Source organism: Paracoccus caeni, from assembly GCF_016629665.1.
Taxonomy (GTDB): Bacteria; Pseudomonadota; Alphaproteobacteria; order Rhodobacterales; family Rhodobacteraceae; genus Paracoccus; species Paracoccus caeni.
Window position 1 is genome coordinate 67,673 of the sequence record NZ_JAEPRQ010000008.1, and the last position, 15,456, is coordinate 83,128.

The 15,456-nt window shown below is 63.6% G+C and carries 14 protein-coding genes; 7 read left to right on the top strand and 7 right to left on the bottom strand.

What is annotated here, in order from left to right; all coding sequences use genetic code 11:
- Positions 1-67: 67 nt before the first annotated feature.
- A complete protein-coding gene (locus JJJ17_RS16975; RefSeq protein WP_200688539.1) occupies positions 68-499 on the bottom strand; it encodes an HIT family protein in 432 nt (143 codons plus the stop codon).
- A gap of 25 nt (positions 500-524) precedes the next feature.
- Positions 525-1,361, bottom strand: coding sequence for a 4-hydroxy-tetrahydrodipicolinate reductase (gene dapB, locus JJJ17_RS16980; protein ID WP_407673376.1), 837 nt, complete (start codon positions 1,359-1,361; stop codon positions 525-527).
- 70 nt (positions 1,362-1,431) lie between these two features.
- Between dapB and rbfA the strand changes: the two genes are divergently transcribed.
- Together rbfA and JJJ17_RS16990 are read left to right on the top strand one after the other, a co-directional pair.
- On the top strand, positions 1,432-1,845 hold the full coding sequence (gene rbfA / locus JJJ17_RS16985; protein WP_200688541.1) for a 30S ribosome-binding factor RbfA: 414 nt from the start codon (positions 1,432-1,434) through the stop codon (positions 1,843-1,845).
- Positions 1,835-2,593, top strand: coding sequence for a phosphodiester glycosidase family protein (locus tag JJJ17_RS16990; RefSeq protein WP_200688543.1), 759 nt, complete (start codon positions 1,835-1,837; stop codon positions 2,591-2,593). Before rbfA ends, JJJ17_RS16990 begins: the two co-directional genes overlap by 11 nt.
- Positions 2,594-2,638: 45 nt before the next feature.
- Here the strand turns inward: JJJ17_RS16990 and JJJ17_RS16995 are convergent, their stop codons facing one another.
- Positions 2,639-4,198 carry a BCCT family transporter gene (locus JJJ17_RS16995; protein WP_200688545.1) on the bottom strand — a complete coding sequence of 520 codons (1,560 nt, stop codon included), beginning with the start codon at positions 4,196-4,198 and terminating at the stop codon, positions 2,639-2,641.
- Between the two features lie 310 nt (positions 4,199-4,508).
- On the opposite strand from JJJ17_RS16995, the gene JJJ17_RS17000 reads away from it, so the two are divergent.
- The gene (locus tag JJJ17_RS17000; RefSeq protein ID WP_200688547.1) at positions 4,509-6,149 is read left to right on the top strand and encodes an FAD-binding dehydrogenase; all 1,641 of its coding nucleotides are present in this window, start codon (positions 4,509-4,511) and stop codon (positions 6,147-6,149) included.
- A gap of 199 nt (positions 6,150-6,348) precedes the next feature.
- Here the strand turns inward: JJJ17_RS17000 and JJJ17_RS17005 are convergent, their stop codons facing one another.
- The gene (locus JJJ17_RS17005) at positions 6,349-8,556 is read right to left on the bottom strand and encodes a primosomal protein N' (RefSeq protein WP_200688549.1); all 2,208 of its coding nucleotides are present in this window, start codon (positions 8,554-8,556) and stop codon (positions 6,349-6,351) included.
- Between the two features lie 119 nt (positions 8,557-8,675).
- Here JJJ17_RS17005 and fsa point away from each other — a divergent pair, with 119 nt between their 5' ends.
- From fsa to JJJ17_RS17020, 3 genes are read left to right on the top strand one after another with little or no spacing between them, the layout of a single operon-like run.
- Entirely contained in the window at positions 8,676-9,329 is a 654-nt protein-coding gene (gene fsa / locus JJJ17_RS17010) for a fructose-6-phosphate aldolase (RefSeq protein ID WP_200688551.1), read from the top strand.
- 20 nt (positions 9,330-9,349) lie between these two features.
- Positions 9,350-10,027, top strand: coding sequence for a DUF484 family protein (locus JJJ17_RS17015; protein ID WP_200688553.1), 678 nt, complete (start codon positions 9,350-9,352; stop codon positions 10,025-10,027).
- Positions 10,024-10,965: a tyrosine recombinase XerC gene (locus tag JJJ17_RS17020; protein ID WP_200688555.1), complete on the top strand. Its 942-nt coding sequence runs from the start codon at positions 10,024-10,026 to the stop codon at positions 10,963-10,965. The genes JJJ17_RS17015 and JJJ17_RS17020 overlap by 4 nt, the downstream gene beginning before the upstream one ends.
- A gap of 6 nt (positions 10,966-10,971) precedes the next feature.
- On the opposite strand, the gene JJJ17_RS17025 is transcribed toward JJJ17_RS17020, so the two are convergent.
- Positions 10,972-11,334, bottom strand: coding sequence for a winged helix-turn-helix transcriptional regulator (locus JJJ17_RS17025; RefSeq protein ID WP_200688557.1), 363 nt, complete (start codon positions 11,332-11,334; stop codon positions 10,972-10,974).
- A 163-nt stretch (positions 11,335-11,497) separates the two neighbouring features.
- Here JJJ17_RS17025 and JJJ17_RS17030 point away from each other — a divergent pair, with 163 nt between their 5' ends.
- Positions 11,498-11,968 carry a nuclear transport factor 2 family protein gene (locus tag JJJ17_RS17030; protein ID WP_200688559.1) on the top strand — a complete coding sequence of 157 codons (471 nt, stop codon included), beginning with the start codon at positions 11,498-11,500 and terminating at the stop codon, positions 11,966-11,968.
- A 72-nt stretch (positions 11,969-12,040) separates the two neighbouring features.
- On the opposite strand, the gene JJJ17_RS17035 is transcribed toward JJJ17_RS17030, so the two are convergent.
- On the bottom strand, positions 12,041-13,975 hold the full coding sequence (locus tag JJJ17_RS17035) for an autotransporter domain-containing protein (RefSeq protein WP_200688560.1): 1,935 nt from the start codon (positions 13,973-13,975) through the stop codon (positions 12,041-12,043).
- A gap of 205 nt (positions 13,976-14,180) precedes the next feature.
- Positions 14,181-15,455 (bottom strand): L-rhamnose catabolism isomerase, encoded by a 1,275-nt coding sequence (gene rhaI, locus JJJ17_RS17040; RefSeq protein ID WP_200688562.1) that lies wholly within the window; start codon positions 15,453-15,455, stop codon positions 14,181-14,183.
- Position 15,456: the final 1 nt, after the last annotated feature.

Genomic DNA, 15,456 nt, shown 5'->3' on the forward strand with positions numbered 1-15,456 from the left:
AACTTTAGACGTGCCGGGTCGGGGAAACTGACCCGTCGGACGTCTTGTATGCGGATTTTCTGGTGACCTAAGACAGCGTTTCGCCCAACTCGCTTGCAATCCGGGCCATCCGCTCGGGCGGCAATTGCGGCGGAGCAGAGAATTTCTCCGGTCCGTCCTTCAGATATTCCAGCGAAGTCACGTCATGGATGTGATGCATCGGCACGACATGGGCATGGGCGTGCGGCACATGGATGCCGGTGTAGAACATCGAGACCCGCTCGACCCCGTAAATCCGCTTCATCCCTCGCGCGATCGCCTGCGCGCAACTGGTCACACGGGTCGCCAGAGCCTCGGGCAGATCCTCGAACCAGATGTGGTGATCCTTGGGGATGACCAGTGCGTGACCCTCGCGGATCGGATGCAGGTCGAGGAAGGCAAGGATCGCGTCATCCTCATAGACCTTGTGCGCGGGAAGTTCACCCGCGGCGATACGACAGAAGAGACAATCGGCTGGCATCGCATCCCCCTTGCGCTTGCCCGGATCAGTTCAGGCCTAGCACGTCGTCCATATCATATTCACCCGGACCTTTGTCCTGACCCCAGATTGCCGCGCGGATCGCGCCGCGCGCGAAGATCGCCCGGTCGGTCGCCAGATGGCGCAGCACCACGCGCTCACCCGCACCGGCGAAGATCACGTCATGTTCGCCCACCACATCACCGCCGCGAATGGCGGCAAAGCCGATGCTGCCCGCCTCGCGTGCGCCGGTGATCCCCTCGCGGCCAGGCACACGCAGATCGGCCAGCGCCTTGCCGCGACCTTCGGCTGCGGCCTCGCCCAACATCAGTGCCGTGCCGGAGGGTGCATCGACCTTGTGGCGGTGATGCGCCTCGACGATTTCGATGTCCCAGTCTTCGCCCAAGGCGGCGGCGACCTTGCGGGTCAGGCCGACCAGCAGGTTGACGCCAAGGCTCATATTCCCGGCGCGAATGATCGGCGCATGGCGGGCGGCGGCGTTCAGATAGTCAAGCTGCGCCTGATCCAGCCCGGTCGTGCCGATCACATGCACTGCCCGCGCCTGCGCCGTCAGTTCGGCATAGGCGACCGTCGCATTCGGGGTGGTGAAGTCGATCACCGCCTGCGCTTTCGCAATGACCGATACGGCATCATCGCTGACGATGACCCCGACCGGCGCGCCGCCCATCGCCTCGCCCACGTCGCGTCCGACCCAGTCGTGACCCTCGCGGACCAGCGCGCCGACCAGCCGCGTTTCGGGGTTTTCCAGCACCAGACGGACCAGCATCTGACCCATGCGACCCGAAACGCCGGTCACCACGATGCCGGGAACTTCGGTCGTCGCGGTCATTTCAAAGTCGCTCATCGGACACCCCCTGTGCTAGAAACCTCTTATCCCGTTGCGGCGCGGCCCGCGACCCCCTACATCGGACGCCATGGCACAGAACCGCTTTTCTCATGGACAAGGCCCCTCGCAGCGACAGCTTCGCGTGGGCGAGCTGATCCGCCGGACGCTTTCCGACGTGCTTTTGCGCGCCGATGTGCATGACCCGGACCTGAACCGCCACTCGATCACCGTCGGAGAGGTGCGAACCTCGCCCGATCTGAAGGTGGCGACGGCCTATGTGCTGCCACTTGGCGGACATGATGCGGAAGAGGCATTGGTCGCCCTTCGCCGCAATTCCGCCGAGTTGCGGCATCTGGTGTCGAAATCGCTGACGCTGAAATATGCGCCACAATTGCGGTTCCAGTTGGACGAGACCTTCGACCGTCTGGACGACACCCGCCGCCTGTTCGCGGATGAGCGTGTGCGCCGCGATGTCGAGGCAGCGGACGACGATGAGGATTAAGGTGCAACGCCGTATTGGCGTGGCCTTTGGCATGCTCTTGGCGATGGCGATCCCTGCCGCTGCGGATGGTTGCGGACGGATGAGCCATGACGGCCAGAACTATGTGATCTGCGAAGTCGCCGCCGCCCAGGAGCCCGCGTTGCGGCTGTGGCAGGATGACGAGCAGGGTCAGCCGCTGCGCAACTTCAACAATGTGCGGCGGTTGCTGGGGCAGGGCGAAAGCCTTGGCTTTGCGATGAATGCAGGGATGTATCACCGCGACTACAAGCCAGTCGGGCTGCTGGTGATCGATGGCGAGGAAAAGCATCCGATCGTCACCGGCGGAAGCAACGACAATTTCGGGATGCTGCCGAACGGGGTGTTCTGCACCGGCGGCGAGAAACCTTTTCAGGTGATCGAAAGCCGCGCCTTTGCCGATGCCCGCCCGGAATGCCGCCTTGCCACGCAATCCGGCCCGATGCTGGTGATCGAGGGCGAACTGCATCCGCGTTTTCTGGTCGATTCCGACAGCCGCTATATCCGCAACGGTGTGGGCGTGTCGCCTGACGGACAGACGGCATGGTTCGCGATCTCTGACCGTCCGGTAACGTTTCACGAATTCGGGCGTCTGTTCCGCGATGGCTTGGGCGTGCGCGAAGCCTTGTATTTCGACGGCTCGATTTCGCGGCTCTATGCGCCTTCGGTCAACCGTGCGGATTTCGGCCGCAGTCTGGGACCGATGATCGGGCTGGTCGAGCAGGCGGGATAACCGCCGCGGATGGCGAAGCGCCCGAAGGCGCCTCGCCGGTCTTGATTAGCGCCCGCGTTTGACGCCGCCGGTATGGGGGTCCAGTTCCTCGAAATGGCCGTGGACCTCGATATCGTCGAGCAGTCCTTTCCATAGCGAGATACAAAGCCCGACCATGACCAGCAGGAACGGCGCCGCCGCGATGATCGAGGCGGTCTGAAGCCCACCAAGTCCACCCATCACCAGAAGCACCGAGGCCGACGCTCCGGCCAGCAGGCCCCACAGCACGACGATGCCCGAACGTGGCTCGGTCGTCCCGCGTGAGGACAGCATACCCATCACCACCGAAGCCGCATCAGCGCCCGAGACGAAGAAGATCGCCACAAGGAACATCGCAATGGACGATGTGACGCCGACCATCGGATATTGCTCCAGCAGGACGAACAGCGAGACTGCCTCGCCACGCTCGGCGATTGCCTCGACCAGACCGCCGGGGCCGACCAGTTCGGAATGCAGCGCGCTGCCGCCCATGATGGTGAACCAGACGAAGGTGACGGCGCTGGGGATCAGCAGGACGCCGAACACGAATTCGCGGATGGTGCGCCCGCGCGAGATGCGGGCGATGAAGACGCCGACGAACGGTGCCCAGGAGACCCACCATGCCCAGTAGAAAATGGTCCAGCTTGCCAGCCATTTGCCGTCACCGAAGGCCGAGGTGCGGAAGGACATCGACACCAGATCGCTGAGGTAAAGGCCAAGCGCCTCGATCAGCGTGTCCATGATGAAGACGGTCGGACCAAGCGCCGCCAGAAACAAGAGCAGGATCAGAGCGACGATCATGTTGAGGTTGCTGAGGAACTGGATGCCCTTGCCGACCCCGGACACCGCCGAGAGGATGAACATGACCGTCAGGACGGCAATGATCGTCAGCGCGATGGTGGGCGATTCGCCGGTATTCCACAGGAAATTCATGCCGCTGTTGATCTGCTGCGCGCCAAGGCCCAGCGAGGTTGCGGTCCCGAACAGCGTCGCAATGATTGCAAGCACATCGATGGTGCGCCCGATCGGGCCGTGAATGCGGTCGCCCAGCAATGGGAAGAACGCGCTCGACACCAGCGTCGGCAGGTCGCGGCGATAGCTGAAATAGGCCAGCGCCAGCCCGACGACGGCATAGATCGCCCAAGGATGCAGCGCCCAGTGGAAATAGGCGAACTGCATCGCGACCATGGCCGATTCCGGCGTCTGCGGTGCGGCAAGCTCATGCGGCGGTGTGGCGAAATGTTGGATCGGTTCGGCCACGCCCCAGAACATCAACCCGATGCCCATGCCGACGCTGAACATCATGCAGACCCATGACCGGGTGCTGAATTCGGGGCGCTCTCCGTCGTGACCAAGCCTGATACTGCCGAAGCGGCTGAAGGCCAGAAACACGGCGAAGACCAGAAAGACCGCCGTTGAAATGACGAAGCTCCATCCGAAGACGCGGATGATCCAGTCGAGCACGCCGGAGGCAATGGCAGACAGGCTTGCGGGGGAGGCGACCCCCCAGACGACAAAACCGCCGGCAATGAAGATCGCTGGCCAGAAAACGCCGGGATCGATGCCCCGACCGAGTTTTTCTTGCATATCGTTACTTCCCGGTTGAACGAGCGTGAAAGCGGAACGGGTCCGCCAATGGGTCTCGGTCAGGGACCGGACCTCACGCCGGTAACTTGGCGCATTCACGTTCCTGTCATGGTTCAGGGGCGACCAGCATGAAGGCGAATCCGACAGCACGCGCAGATTGCACCGCAAATCCGGGGAAACAGCGTCATTTTGCCGGTTTTGGGCGCTTTGCGCGGCGTTGGCGGTAACGCTGCGTCGAGGGTGTCAGAAGAACCTTCATCCGACGCATCGCGATGGTCTAGCCTGATCGGCGGTAATGGTGGGGGAGATCATGACCGAACAGACAGATGTCATCATCGTCGGAACGGGACTTGCGGGCCTTGTCGCCGCGACCGAACTGATCCGCCGTGGCAGAAGGGTGGTCCTGCTGGATCAAGAGCCACGCGCCTCATTGGGCGGGCAGGCTTTCTGGTCGCTGGGCGGGTTGTTCATGATCGACACGCCCGAGCAGCGGCGGATGCGGATCCGCGATAACCTCGATCTGGCCCGGCAGGATTGGCTGGGCTCAGCCGGGTTCGACCGGCCCGAGGATTACTGGCCGCGGCTTTGGGCCGATGCCTATCTGGATTTCGCCGCGGGCGAGATGCGCGGATGGCTGCACGGTATGGGCATGCGCTGGTTCCCGGTCGTCGGCTGGGCCGAACGGGGCGGCAGTCTGGCCGATGGGCACGGCAACTCGGTCCCGCGCTTTCACGTCACATGGGGCACCGGACCGGGCGTGCTGGAGCCATTCTTGAAACAGGTGCTGGCGGCTGAAACCGAAGGCAGGATCGCTTTGAGGTTTCGTCATCGCGTGACACGTCTGATCCGCGACGGCAGCGGGGTGTCCGGCGTCGAAGGAGAGATACTGGCCGATGATCCGGTTGATCGCGGTCGCCAATCAAGCCGCGATGTGGTTCGGGATTTCCGGCTGGAAGGGCGGGTCATCGTGGCCAGCGGCGGCATTGGCGGGAACGAGGCTCTGGTCCGTCAGGCATGGCCCGCCGACCGGCTGGGACCGCCGCCTGATCGCATGGTCTGCGGCGTGCCGCACCATGTCGATGGTCTGATGATCGGCCATGCCGAACAGGCGGGCGCACGGATCATCAACCGCGACCGGATGTGGCACTATACCGAGGGTATCCGCAACTGGGATCCGATCTGGCCCAATCACGGCATCCGTATCCTTCCCGGCCCGTCATCGCTGTGGTTCGATGCACGCGGCAACCGCATGCCCGCGCCGTGTCTGCCGGGCTTCGACAGTCTCGCCACGCTGAAGCATATCTGCCGGGCCGGTGATCGTCACAGTTGGTTCGTGACCACGCAGAAGATCATCGGCAAGGAATTTGCGCTTTCCGGGTCCGAGCAGAACCCGGACCTGACCAATCGCGACATCGGTTTGTTGCTGCGCAGCAGGCTGGCAAAGGGCGCGCCCGCGCCGGTCGAGGCGTTCAAGCGGCATGGCGAGGATTTCGTGGTCGCCGACACGCTGGAAGCGCTGGTCGAGGGGATGAACCGGATTGGCGATCATTCGATCGATCCGGGCCATCTGCGGGCGCAGATCGAGGCGCGGGACCGCGAGCTTGGAAACACCTTCGCCAAGGATGCGCAGATCGTGGCGCTGCGGCAGGCGCGGGCCTATCTGGGCGACCGGCTGATCCGAACCGCGCGCCCGCATGCGATCCTTGACCCCAAGGCGGGGCCGCTGATCGCGGTCCGGCTGCATATCCTGACGCGCAAGTCGCTGGGCGGGATCGAGACCGATCTGGACGGGCGCGTCCTTGGCGATGACGGCCAGCCGGTTGCCGGGCTTTACGCCTGTGGGGAGGCGGCTGGCTTCGGCGGCGGCGGGTATCATGGATATAACGCGCTGGAAGGCACGTTTCTGGGCGGCTGCATTTTCTCGGGCAGGGCGGCGGGACGAAGCGCCTAAGACGGCGCGTCGAAGAATAACCGTTTCCTCTGCGAGACGAAGAACCCGCGGCCCTCGGCACTCTGGCAGATCATTCCGGCGTATTGGGACATGCATCGCCTGTTGCGCAAACACTGCTGGACCACGGGCGAGGAACAGTTCGGCAAAACCTATGATTGCGATGCCCCATATGCGGCCCCGATGCGAACCTCGTTGGCGATTACAAGAAGCTCTGCGGATCGATATCGATCGACAGCCGCAAATTGGTCGGTAGCTTCACCGGCGCAAGCCAGTCCGCAATCGCCGCCTGCACCGCCGCCTGTCGCGGCGCATGGATCAGAAGCCGCACCCTGTGCCGCCCCCTGATCCGGGCAATGGGCGCAGGCGCGGGCCCCCAAAGCTCTGCCCCCGCATCGCGCAGCACCTGTGCATTCGCGGCCAGATGCCGGGCGAAATCGCTGACCACGGCCAGATCGGGATGGGACAGGATCACCCCTGCCAGCCTGCCGAACGGCGGCATCGCCGTCGCCTGCCGTCCCGCTGCCTCGGCGTCCCAGAAAGCCTCATCCTGCCCGGACAGGATCGCCCGGATCACCGGATGCTCGGGCTGATAGGTCTGCAACAACGCCACGCCCGGACGATCCCCGGCCTGCCGCCCGGCACGCCCGGCCACCTGCCGCATCAGTTGGAACGACCGCTCCGCCGCACGCATATCCGCGCCTTGCAGCCCAAGATCGGCGTCGATCACGCCCACCAGCGTCAGACGCGGAAAGTTATGCCCCTTGGCGACGATCTGCGTGCCGATGATGATGTCGGTCTCGCCATTCGCGATCTCGGCCACGGTTTCCTTCAGCGCCCGGGCCGAGCCGAACAGATCGGACGACAGCACCGTTGCCTTCGCCCCCGGAAAGCGCGCTGCAACCTCTTCCGCGATCCGCTCGACCCCCGGCCCGATGGGGGCAAGTTTCCCCTCGACCCCGCAAGAGGGGCAGGCTGCCGGGATCGGGCGCGTCTCGCCGCATTGATGGCAGACCAGCCGGTTCTGGAACCGATGCTCAACCATGCGCGCATCGCATTGGTGACAGGCGATCTGCTGCCCGCAGGCGCGGCAGACCGTCACCGGCGCAAAACCGCGCCTGTTCAGAAACAAGAGCGACTGTTCCCCGCGCGCCAGCCGCGCCTCGACCGCCTTGGCGAGCGTTGGCGAGATCCATTTGCCCGAGGGCAAATCCTCGGCCCGCAGATCGATCGCCGCCATATCCGGCAATTCCGCCTCGCCATAGCGGGACCGCAGATCCAGCCGCGCATATTTGCCGCTGGCCGCGTTCACCCAGCTTTCAAGGCTGGGCGTCGCCGAGGCCAGCACCACCTGCGCCCCCGAAATCGAGGCGCGCAACACCGCCATGTCGCGGGCGCTGTAAAAGACCACGTCTTCCTGTTTGTAGCTGCTGTCATGTTCCTCATCGACGACGATCAGGCCCAGATCGCGGAAGGGCAGGAACAGTGCCGAACGCGCACCGACAACCAGCCCGACCTCGCCCCGGCCCGCCATGTGCCACAGACGACGACGCTCGGTCCGGGTGATGCCGCTGTGCCATTCGCCGGGGCGGTTGCCGAAACGTGCCTCGACCCGGTCCAGAAACTCGGCAGAGAGCGCGATTTCGGGCAGCAGCACCAGCGCCTGACGACCGGCGCGCAGACATTCGGCAACGGCTTCCAGATAGACCTCGGTCTTGCCCGAGCCGGTGACGCCGCGCAGCAGGGTGGTGCCATAGGCGCGGCTGCGAACCGCCTGCCGCAGACTGTCGGCGGCGGCTTGTTGTTCCGCATCCAGCGCCTTGCCCGGCAGGTTCGGGTCAAGCTGCGGATAGGGAACGTCGCGCGGAGCCTCGATTTCGGCCAGGGTGCCCGCCGTCACCAACCCCTTCACCACCGACACTCCGACTCCAGCCAGTTGCGCCAGCTCGGACGGGGCAAAGCTGGCCCCGCCGTGATCGGCCACAACCTGCATGACCCGTTCGCGCGCCTCGGTCATGCGTGAGGGTGGATCGCCCGCCGGAACGATCACTCGACGCGCAGCCGGCGGTTGGTCCAGATCGGGCGCACGGGTCGCCATCCGCAGCATCAGGGGCGGCGGGGTCAGGGTGTAATCGGCGGCGCGGGTCAGAAATTCGACGAAGCCGCGCCGGAACGGTTCGGCGTCCAGCACCCGTGCGACCGCGCGCAGTTTCGCCAGATCGAAATCGCCCACCCCTTCGCCCCAGACCATGCCCAGCACCCGGCGCGGCCCAAGCGGCGCCAGCACAAGCTGACCCTGACGGACGCCACCCTCAGGTGCCAGATAGTCCAGCACGCCCACCGGCTCGGTCGTCAGAACCGCGATCCGGGCGCGTGGCGGGTAGAAATCGGGCAAGCTGTCGCGAGTCATCGTTAGCGATAAAGCCTCAACAAGGATTGGGCGCAATCCCGACATGTCATGGTTCTGCCCTTTCAGTTGTGCCGCATCTGGAGTAAGACGCCTGCGAGCCGCAGGAAAGGAGCCGGAATATGAAATTCTTCGTAGATACCGCCGATGTTGACGCGATCAAGGAACTGAACGATCTGGGCATGGTCGATGGCGTGACCACCAACCCGTCGCTGATCCTGAAGGCAGGCCGCGATATTACCGAGGTCACCCGCGAAATCTGTGAACTGGTCGATGGTCCGGTTTCTGCCGAGGTCGTGGCCGAAAAGGCCGAGGACATGATCCGCGAGGGCAAGATCCTTGCCAAGATCGCCGACAACATCGCCGTCAAGGTGCCGCTGACCTGGGACGGGCTGAAAGCCTGCCGTGCGCTGTCGGACGAAGGCCACATGGTCAACGTGACGCTGTGCTTCTCGCCCGCGCAGGCGATTCTGGCAGCAAAAGCCGGTGCAACCTTCATCAGCCCCTTCATCGGTCGTCTGGACGACATCCATCTGGATGGCATCGATCTGATCGCGGATATCCGCGAGATCTATGACAATTACGGCTACGAAACGCAAATCCTTGCGGCTTCGATCCGGACGGTTAATCATATCATCGAAGTCGGCAAGATCGGCACCGATGTCATCACCGCCCCGCCCGCCGTCATCAAATCGATGGTGAAGCACGTCCTGACGGATAAAGGGTTGGAGCAATTCAACGCCGATTGGGCCAAGACCGGCCAGAAGATCGGCTGATAACGGAAAGAGAGGCAGGAATGACGTCCGCACTGGACCCGGAGATTCGCGAAAAGCTTTTGTCCGATCCGGGCGTCATTCTGGCCGACCGTGACCTCATGCGCGCGCTGGTTTCGGCGCGCGAGGCGGAAATCGGCGACAATGTCATCGATATCCGCGGTCGCGCGATGGAGGCGCTGGAAGGTCGGCTGGATCGGCTTGAAGTCCAGCATGAAAGCGTCATCGCCGCGGCTTTCGACAATCAATCCGGCAATGCGGTGGTTCAGCGCGCGGTGATCGGGTTGCTGGAAACCCATGACCTGAACGAGTTGATCGACAGCCTGCAATCAGACATCGCGCCGCTGCTGCGGATCGAGACGTTGCGGCTGGTGGTCGAGGCCGATCCGGTCATGCCCGATCTTCCCGAAGATGTGCTGATCGCCCCGGAAGGCGCGGTCGATCGCATCATCACCGCAGGCCGCCGGACCCCGCGCGGCGACGATATCGTGCTGCGCCCCGCCTCGCCCATCACCCAGCCGATCCATGGCCGCGAAGTCGCGTCCGAGGCTTTGCTGCCGCTGGATCTTGGCGCCCGCCGCCCGCGCGCCCTGCTGGTCATGGGCAGCGCCGAGGCTTCGCGCTTCATGCCAGCGCATGGCACCGACCTGTTGCGCTTCTTCGGGCAGGTCTTCCGGCTGGTGTTGATGAGACGGCTGTGACCGCCGCACCAGCCACGCCCTTGGCCCTTGCACCGGCGACCGCCGATGCGCTGGCCCGCTGGCTGGAACTGGAAGCCGCGACACGCGACCGCTCTTTGCACACGATCAACGCCTATCGTGCCGATCTGCTGGCCTTTCTGGCCTTCCTTGGCGGCCATCATGGCGAGGCGGCAACGCCGAAGTCCATTGCCGGGCTGAAGCAAGCCGACATGCGCGCCTTTGCGGCGTCCGAGCGGGCGCGGGGACTGGGCGCAAGATCGCTGGCCCGGCGGCAATCGGCGGTCCGCAGCTTCCTGCGCTGGATATCCGACCGCGAGGGCTATGACCTCTCGGCGGCTTTATCGACCCGCAGCCCAAAATATGCCCGCTCCCTGCCCCGTCCCCTGACCATCGATCAGGCGCAGGACGCGCTGGATATGGTGGCCGATGGTCACCCGACGCCATGGGTCGCGGCGCGTGACGCGGCAGTGATGACGCTGCTATGGGGTTGCGGGTTGCGCATTTCCGAAGCCCTGGGACTGGACGGGCGCGAATGGCCGTTCCGCGACGCACTGACGATCACGGGCAAGGGCGGCAAGGAGCGCAAGGTGCCGGTGCTGCCGGTCGCCCGCGATGCGATTGCCGAATATCTGCGCCAATGCCCGTGGCGGCTTGCCCCCGATCAGCCGCTGTTTCGCGGTGTCCGAGGCGGCAGGCTAAGCGCCGATCAGATCGCCTCGGCCCTGCGCCGCGCCCGCGCCTCGCTGGGCCTGCCCGCGACAGCCACGCCGCATGCGTTGCGCCATTCCTTCGCCACGCATCTGCTGGCGGCGGGTGGCGATCTGCGCACCATTCAGGAATTGCTGGGTCATGCCAGTCTGTCCACAACGCAAGTCTATACCGGCATCGACGATGCGCATCTGATGGCGGTCTATCGCTCTGCGCATCCCCGCGGCTAAAGCGGATCACCCCTGTTCATAGGCCCGCCGGTTCAGCACGATATCGCGGTGATTGGCATCGGCCCATGCGATCATGCCCTGAACCTGTTGCATGAAGGACCGGCCAAGCGGGCTGAGGCTGTATTCCACGCGCGGTGGCACCTCGGCAAAGACCTTGCGGGTCACAAAGCCGTCCATCTCCAGCCGCCGCAGGGTCTTGGCCAGCATCTGTTTCGATATATCGCCGATCCCCCGCATCAGGTCGCTATAACGAAGGGTGCCGTGGCTTAGCGCCTCCAGCACCAGCAGGCTCCACTGATCGCCGATTCGGTCCAGCACGTCGCGGATCGGGCAAGGCTGGTCAAAGATCACTGTTTCGTCAGCGGGCATCACCGGCCTCCTGCAATTGTCCAAAGGTCAGTCTGGAGTGACCTTGTCCCGCGAAGAAGAGTTCTTGCGAGCCTGAATCACCCTTCATAGCCTGATGGTCGTGTTTTTAGACCATGTCGCGGCAGCGGACAATTGCCCGGCATCCAAGCAAGGGAAATCAGTGATGACGGCAATCAAAAGGGTGATTCTGGGTGGTGTGCTGGCGGCGGCGATGCTGGGGCAACCGGCATTGGCGGAAACGGCGACGCGCGATCTGGTGCAGGAAGAGGCCAACCGGGAACTGGTGATCGGGTTCTACAATCGCTTCTTCAACGACCACGAAACGGTCGAGGCGGCGGAGGTCGTGGCCGAGGATTACATCCAGCACAACCCGCAGGTTCCAGACGGCAAGGCACCTCTGGTCGATTACTTCACCGGCTATTTTGCCGAGAACCCCGAATCGAAAGCGGAAATCGTGCGTAGCGCGACCGATGGCGATCTGGTCTATCTGCATGTCCACTCGACCAATGGCGCAGAGGATCGCGGAACCGCTGTCGTCGATATCTTCCGGGTCGAGGATGGGATGATCGTTGAACATTGGGACGTGCTTCAGGAGGTTCCCGAAGAATCCGCAAACGACAATACGATGTTCTGAGATCGTCGGTCAGGCCTATCGGCGACAAGCGCCCGCCCGGATTTGCCGGGCGGGCGCAGCCGTTCTTGCGGGTCAGAACCGCATGCTGACCCCGGCCCCGACGGCGGTTTGCGAACCGGCGTCATGGCCGACACGACCATCGACCGAAATCCAGCCCACCGCCTGCGGAGACAGCTCCATCTCTGCCGAGACGCCGATCCGGCCGAAGGAATCATCCGCGCCGGTCACGCCGACCTTGCGCGCGGTGCCGGTGCTGTCGGTCACCGTCACGCTGTCGGGACGACCATCGGCCAGTTCGCGCACATAGGCCGCATGCGCCGAAAGCCGAACCGCACGGCCGCCCATGTCGATCCGCTGCCCGACCTGACCGCCCAGTTGCAATTCAAGGCTCTCGAAATCCATCTCGTCATAGCTGACCGCGCGCCTGTCATTGCCGCTTTCGGTGAAACCGGCGATGCGGGTGCTGGCATAGTCCAGCCCGATCACCGGGCCATAGCTCAACCCCTCGGACGTGCCGAAATCATGTCCGGCATGGATGCTTGCGCCCAGCATATAGGCATCGGTGTCATAGTCGAAATTGCGCCGCAGAATCTCGGCGCCAAGGCCCGAGGTCATGATGAAATCGCGGTCGCCCGACAGATCGGCTTTGCCATAGCTGACCGCCGCTACCGCCCAGCTTGCCCCCCGTTTCCATGCCGCGTCCAGCCCGGCAGAGAACGATTTTGCCGATACCTCGCCACCATCGGACAGGTCATTGCCGCTGTGCCGATAGCTCAGCGCGCCGCCGAAGCTCAGTTCCTCGCTCATCTGCCAGAAGCCCCCGGCATGTGCCGACAGGGCCGAGCCGCCATCGGTGCCAAGATCCGAATTGCCACCCGGACGGGCCAGCCCTTCGACCGTGACATTCGGGGTAAAGCGCCCGATCTGCCCCGGCATCGCCAGCCGCGCCCGCGCCGATTGCAGCGAGAAGGCCGACAGGTCGTCCTGCTGCATCGCCACGACATCGGCCATCTGCGAGGCGGCCATGCCCGCATTGCGGGACGACGCGATCAGGTCGGCGCCGGTCTCTTCGACCAGCAGGCGGGTCAGCAGCAGCGAATAATCGTGCAGACGCTCGGGGATGCGCTCTTCGCCGAAGGCTGCCGTCAGCACGTCCCAACGATCCAGTTCCGGCGTGTGCCAGGTCGCGCCTCCGGGGATCGCCGGATTGTCGGTCTGGGTATAGCCGTCAAGATCGCCCAGATCCCAGTTGGTCGCCTCCATCCACAGAATCGGAATATCCAGGGCCTCGAACGGGGCCGCGTCCGAGCAGCAGCCGGTATCGACCGGGTAATGCGGATTATTGCCGGGGTTCGAGCGCAGATCGATGTCAAGCTCGTCTGCGATGGAATGAATGCGGGTCCAGAAGGATTTCAGCTCTGCATTGGTCAGATAGTTCGTGCCTGCATGGGCGTATTTGTGATCGCCGGTGATCAGGCTGTCGATATTGATCATCCCGGCGATGTTCTGTTGCTGCTCGGGCGTCAGGTTTTCGACATAGTAGCGACTTCCCTGCAACCCGATCTCTTCCGCGCCGAAAGCGTTGAAGACCAGACCCGTTTCCAGATCCATCCCCGACATATGAGCCGCAAGCTCGGTCAGCAGCGCCGCGCCCGAGGCATTGTCATCGACGCCTTGAAGGTCGTCAAACGTGCCCGCCGTGTCGAAATGCGCGCCGACGACGATGAATTTGCCGTTCTCGCCCTCCATTTCGCGCAACAGGTTGTGTGACGGCCCCCAGCTAGAGGTGAATTCCTGCCGTGTGACAGTGCCGCCGCCAAAGGCGAGCCGGTCGGTCATATAGTCGCTGGCTTGGGTAAATTTTTCGCTGCCGGTATAGCGGCCCGGATAATCGAAGACCAAGGCGCGAATGGAATCATAGGCATAATCCCCGAATTCCTGCGCAAGGACAGGCGCGGTGGAAAGCGCCGTGGTGATGGCGAGCAAGGCGGCAAGCTGATGTCGCATGATGGTTTCCCCGTCGATTTTGTGCGTTGTTGTTGGTTAACGATTGCAGCTTTCGAGGGGATTGCAAGACGAGGCAGCGCGGAATGCGTCAGTTGTTCCGATCCGACGCGAACATTGCTCGGCATCACCGCATTGCGTTGCATTATGCGCTCTGCATCATCACCGCAGCGGTCAGGCTGCGGTTGATCTTTTGGACGGGTGCCTTTCAGACGATCCCGCCACTGCCGCCGCTGACTTTCGGTCGCGTCTCGGCGACCTTCACCCGGTAGCCCGAGGCGCGATAGGTCGCGACCGGATCGACCGCGGCATTCTTCCGCAGCCGCGCCATGGCAAGGATCGGCTCTACATCGGTCCGAAACGCCTGCCGCAGCGTGGCTGACGCCATCAGCGCATCATTCGCCGCCTGATAATCGGCCAGCGCTCCCCGATCGACCAGCGATGCCTGTATAAAGGCGCGCTCGATCTCCATGGCCGAGATCATCAGGCTTTCGATCGGATCGGTGACATTGTGGCTTTGGTCGATCATGTGGGCCAGATCGAGGCCGGAGGTGTTCTCCAGCTCGACCAACTCATTGAAGACCAGAAACAGCCGGTAAGGTTCGATTGTCCCGGCGTCCAGATCGTCGTCGCCATATTTGCTGTCATTGAAGTGGAAACCGCCCAGCTTGCCTGCGCGGATCAGGCGGGCGACGATCATCTCGATATTCGTGTTCGGCGCGTGATGGCCCAGATCGACCAGACATTGCGCCTTCGGCCCAAGCTCCTGCGCGATCATCAGGCTGGTGCCCCAGTCCTGCACCACGGTCGAATAGAACGCCGGTTCATACATCTTATGCTCGGAAAAGATGCGCCAGTCCTCCGGCAGTCCGGCATAGATGTCCTGCATCGAGGCCAGATAGCGGTCGAACTGTTTCGACAGCGAGGTCTGACCGGGGAAGTTGCTGCCGTCGCCGATCCAGACGGTCAGCGCGCGCGAGCCGATCTTTTGACCGATCTCGATACATTCAAGATTGTGCTCGACAGCTTGCGCCCGCGTGGCCGCATCGGCATGGGACAAAGAGCCGAACTTGTAGCTGAGGTGCTGATCGGGCTGGTCCTGAAAGGTGTTCGAATTCATCGCGTCGAAGCCAAGCCCAAGCTGGGCGGCCTTTTCGCGCAGCAAGGCCGGATCGGCCTTGTCCCACGGGATGTGCAGGCTGACCTTGGGCGTCGCGCCTGTCAGGTGATGAATGACGCCGCAATCGTCAAGCTTGTCGAAAATGTCACGCGGCTCTCCCTCGCCGGGAAAGCGGGCGAAGCGGGTGCCGCCGGTGCCGGTGCCCCAAGAGGGAACGGCAACGCCAAAGTCTTCCGCACGCGCCGTCAGCGCCTCGATGTCGATTCCGCGGCGGTCAAGCTGGGCGGCAAGCGCGTCGTAATCCGATTGAAGCGCGGCGCGGCGGGTGTCGTTCTGTTGCTCGATCAGGGTGGGGTCGATCATG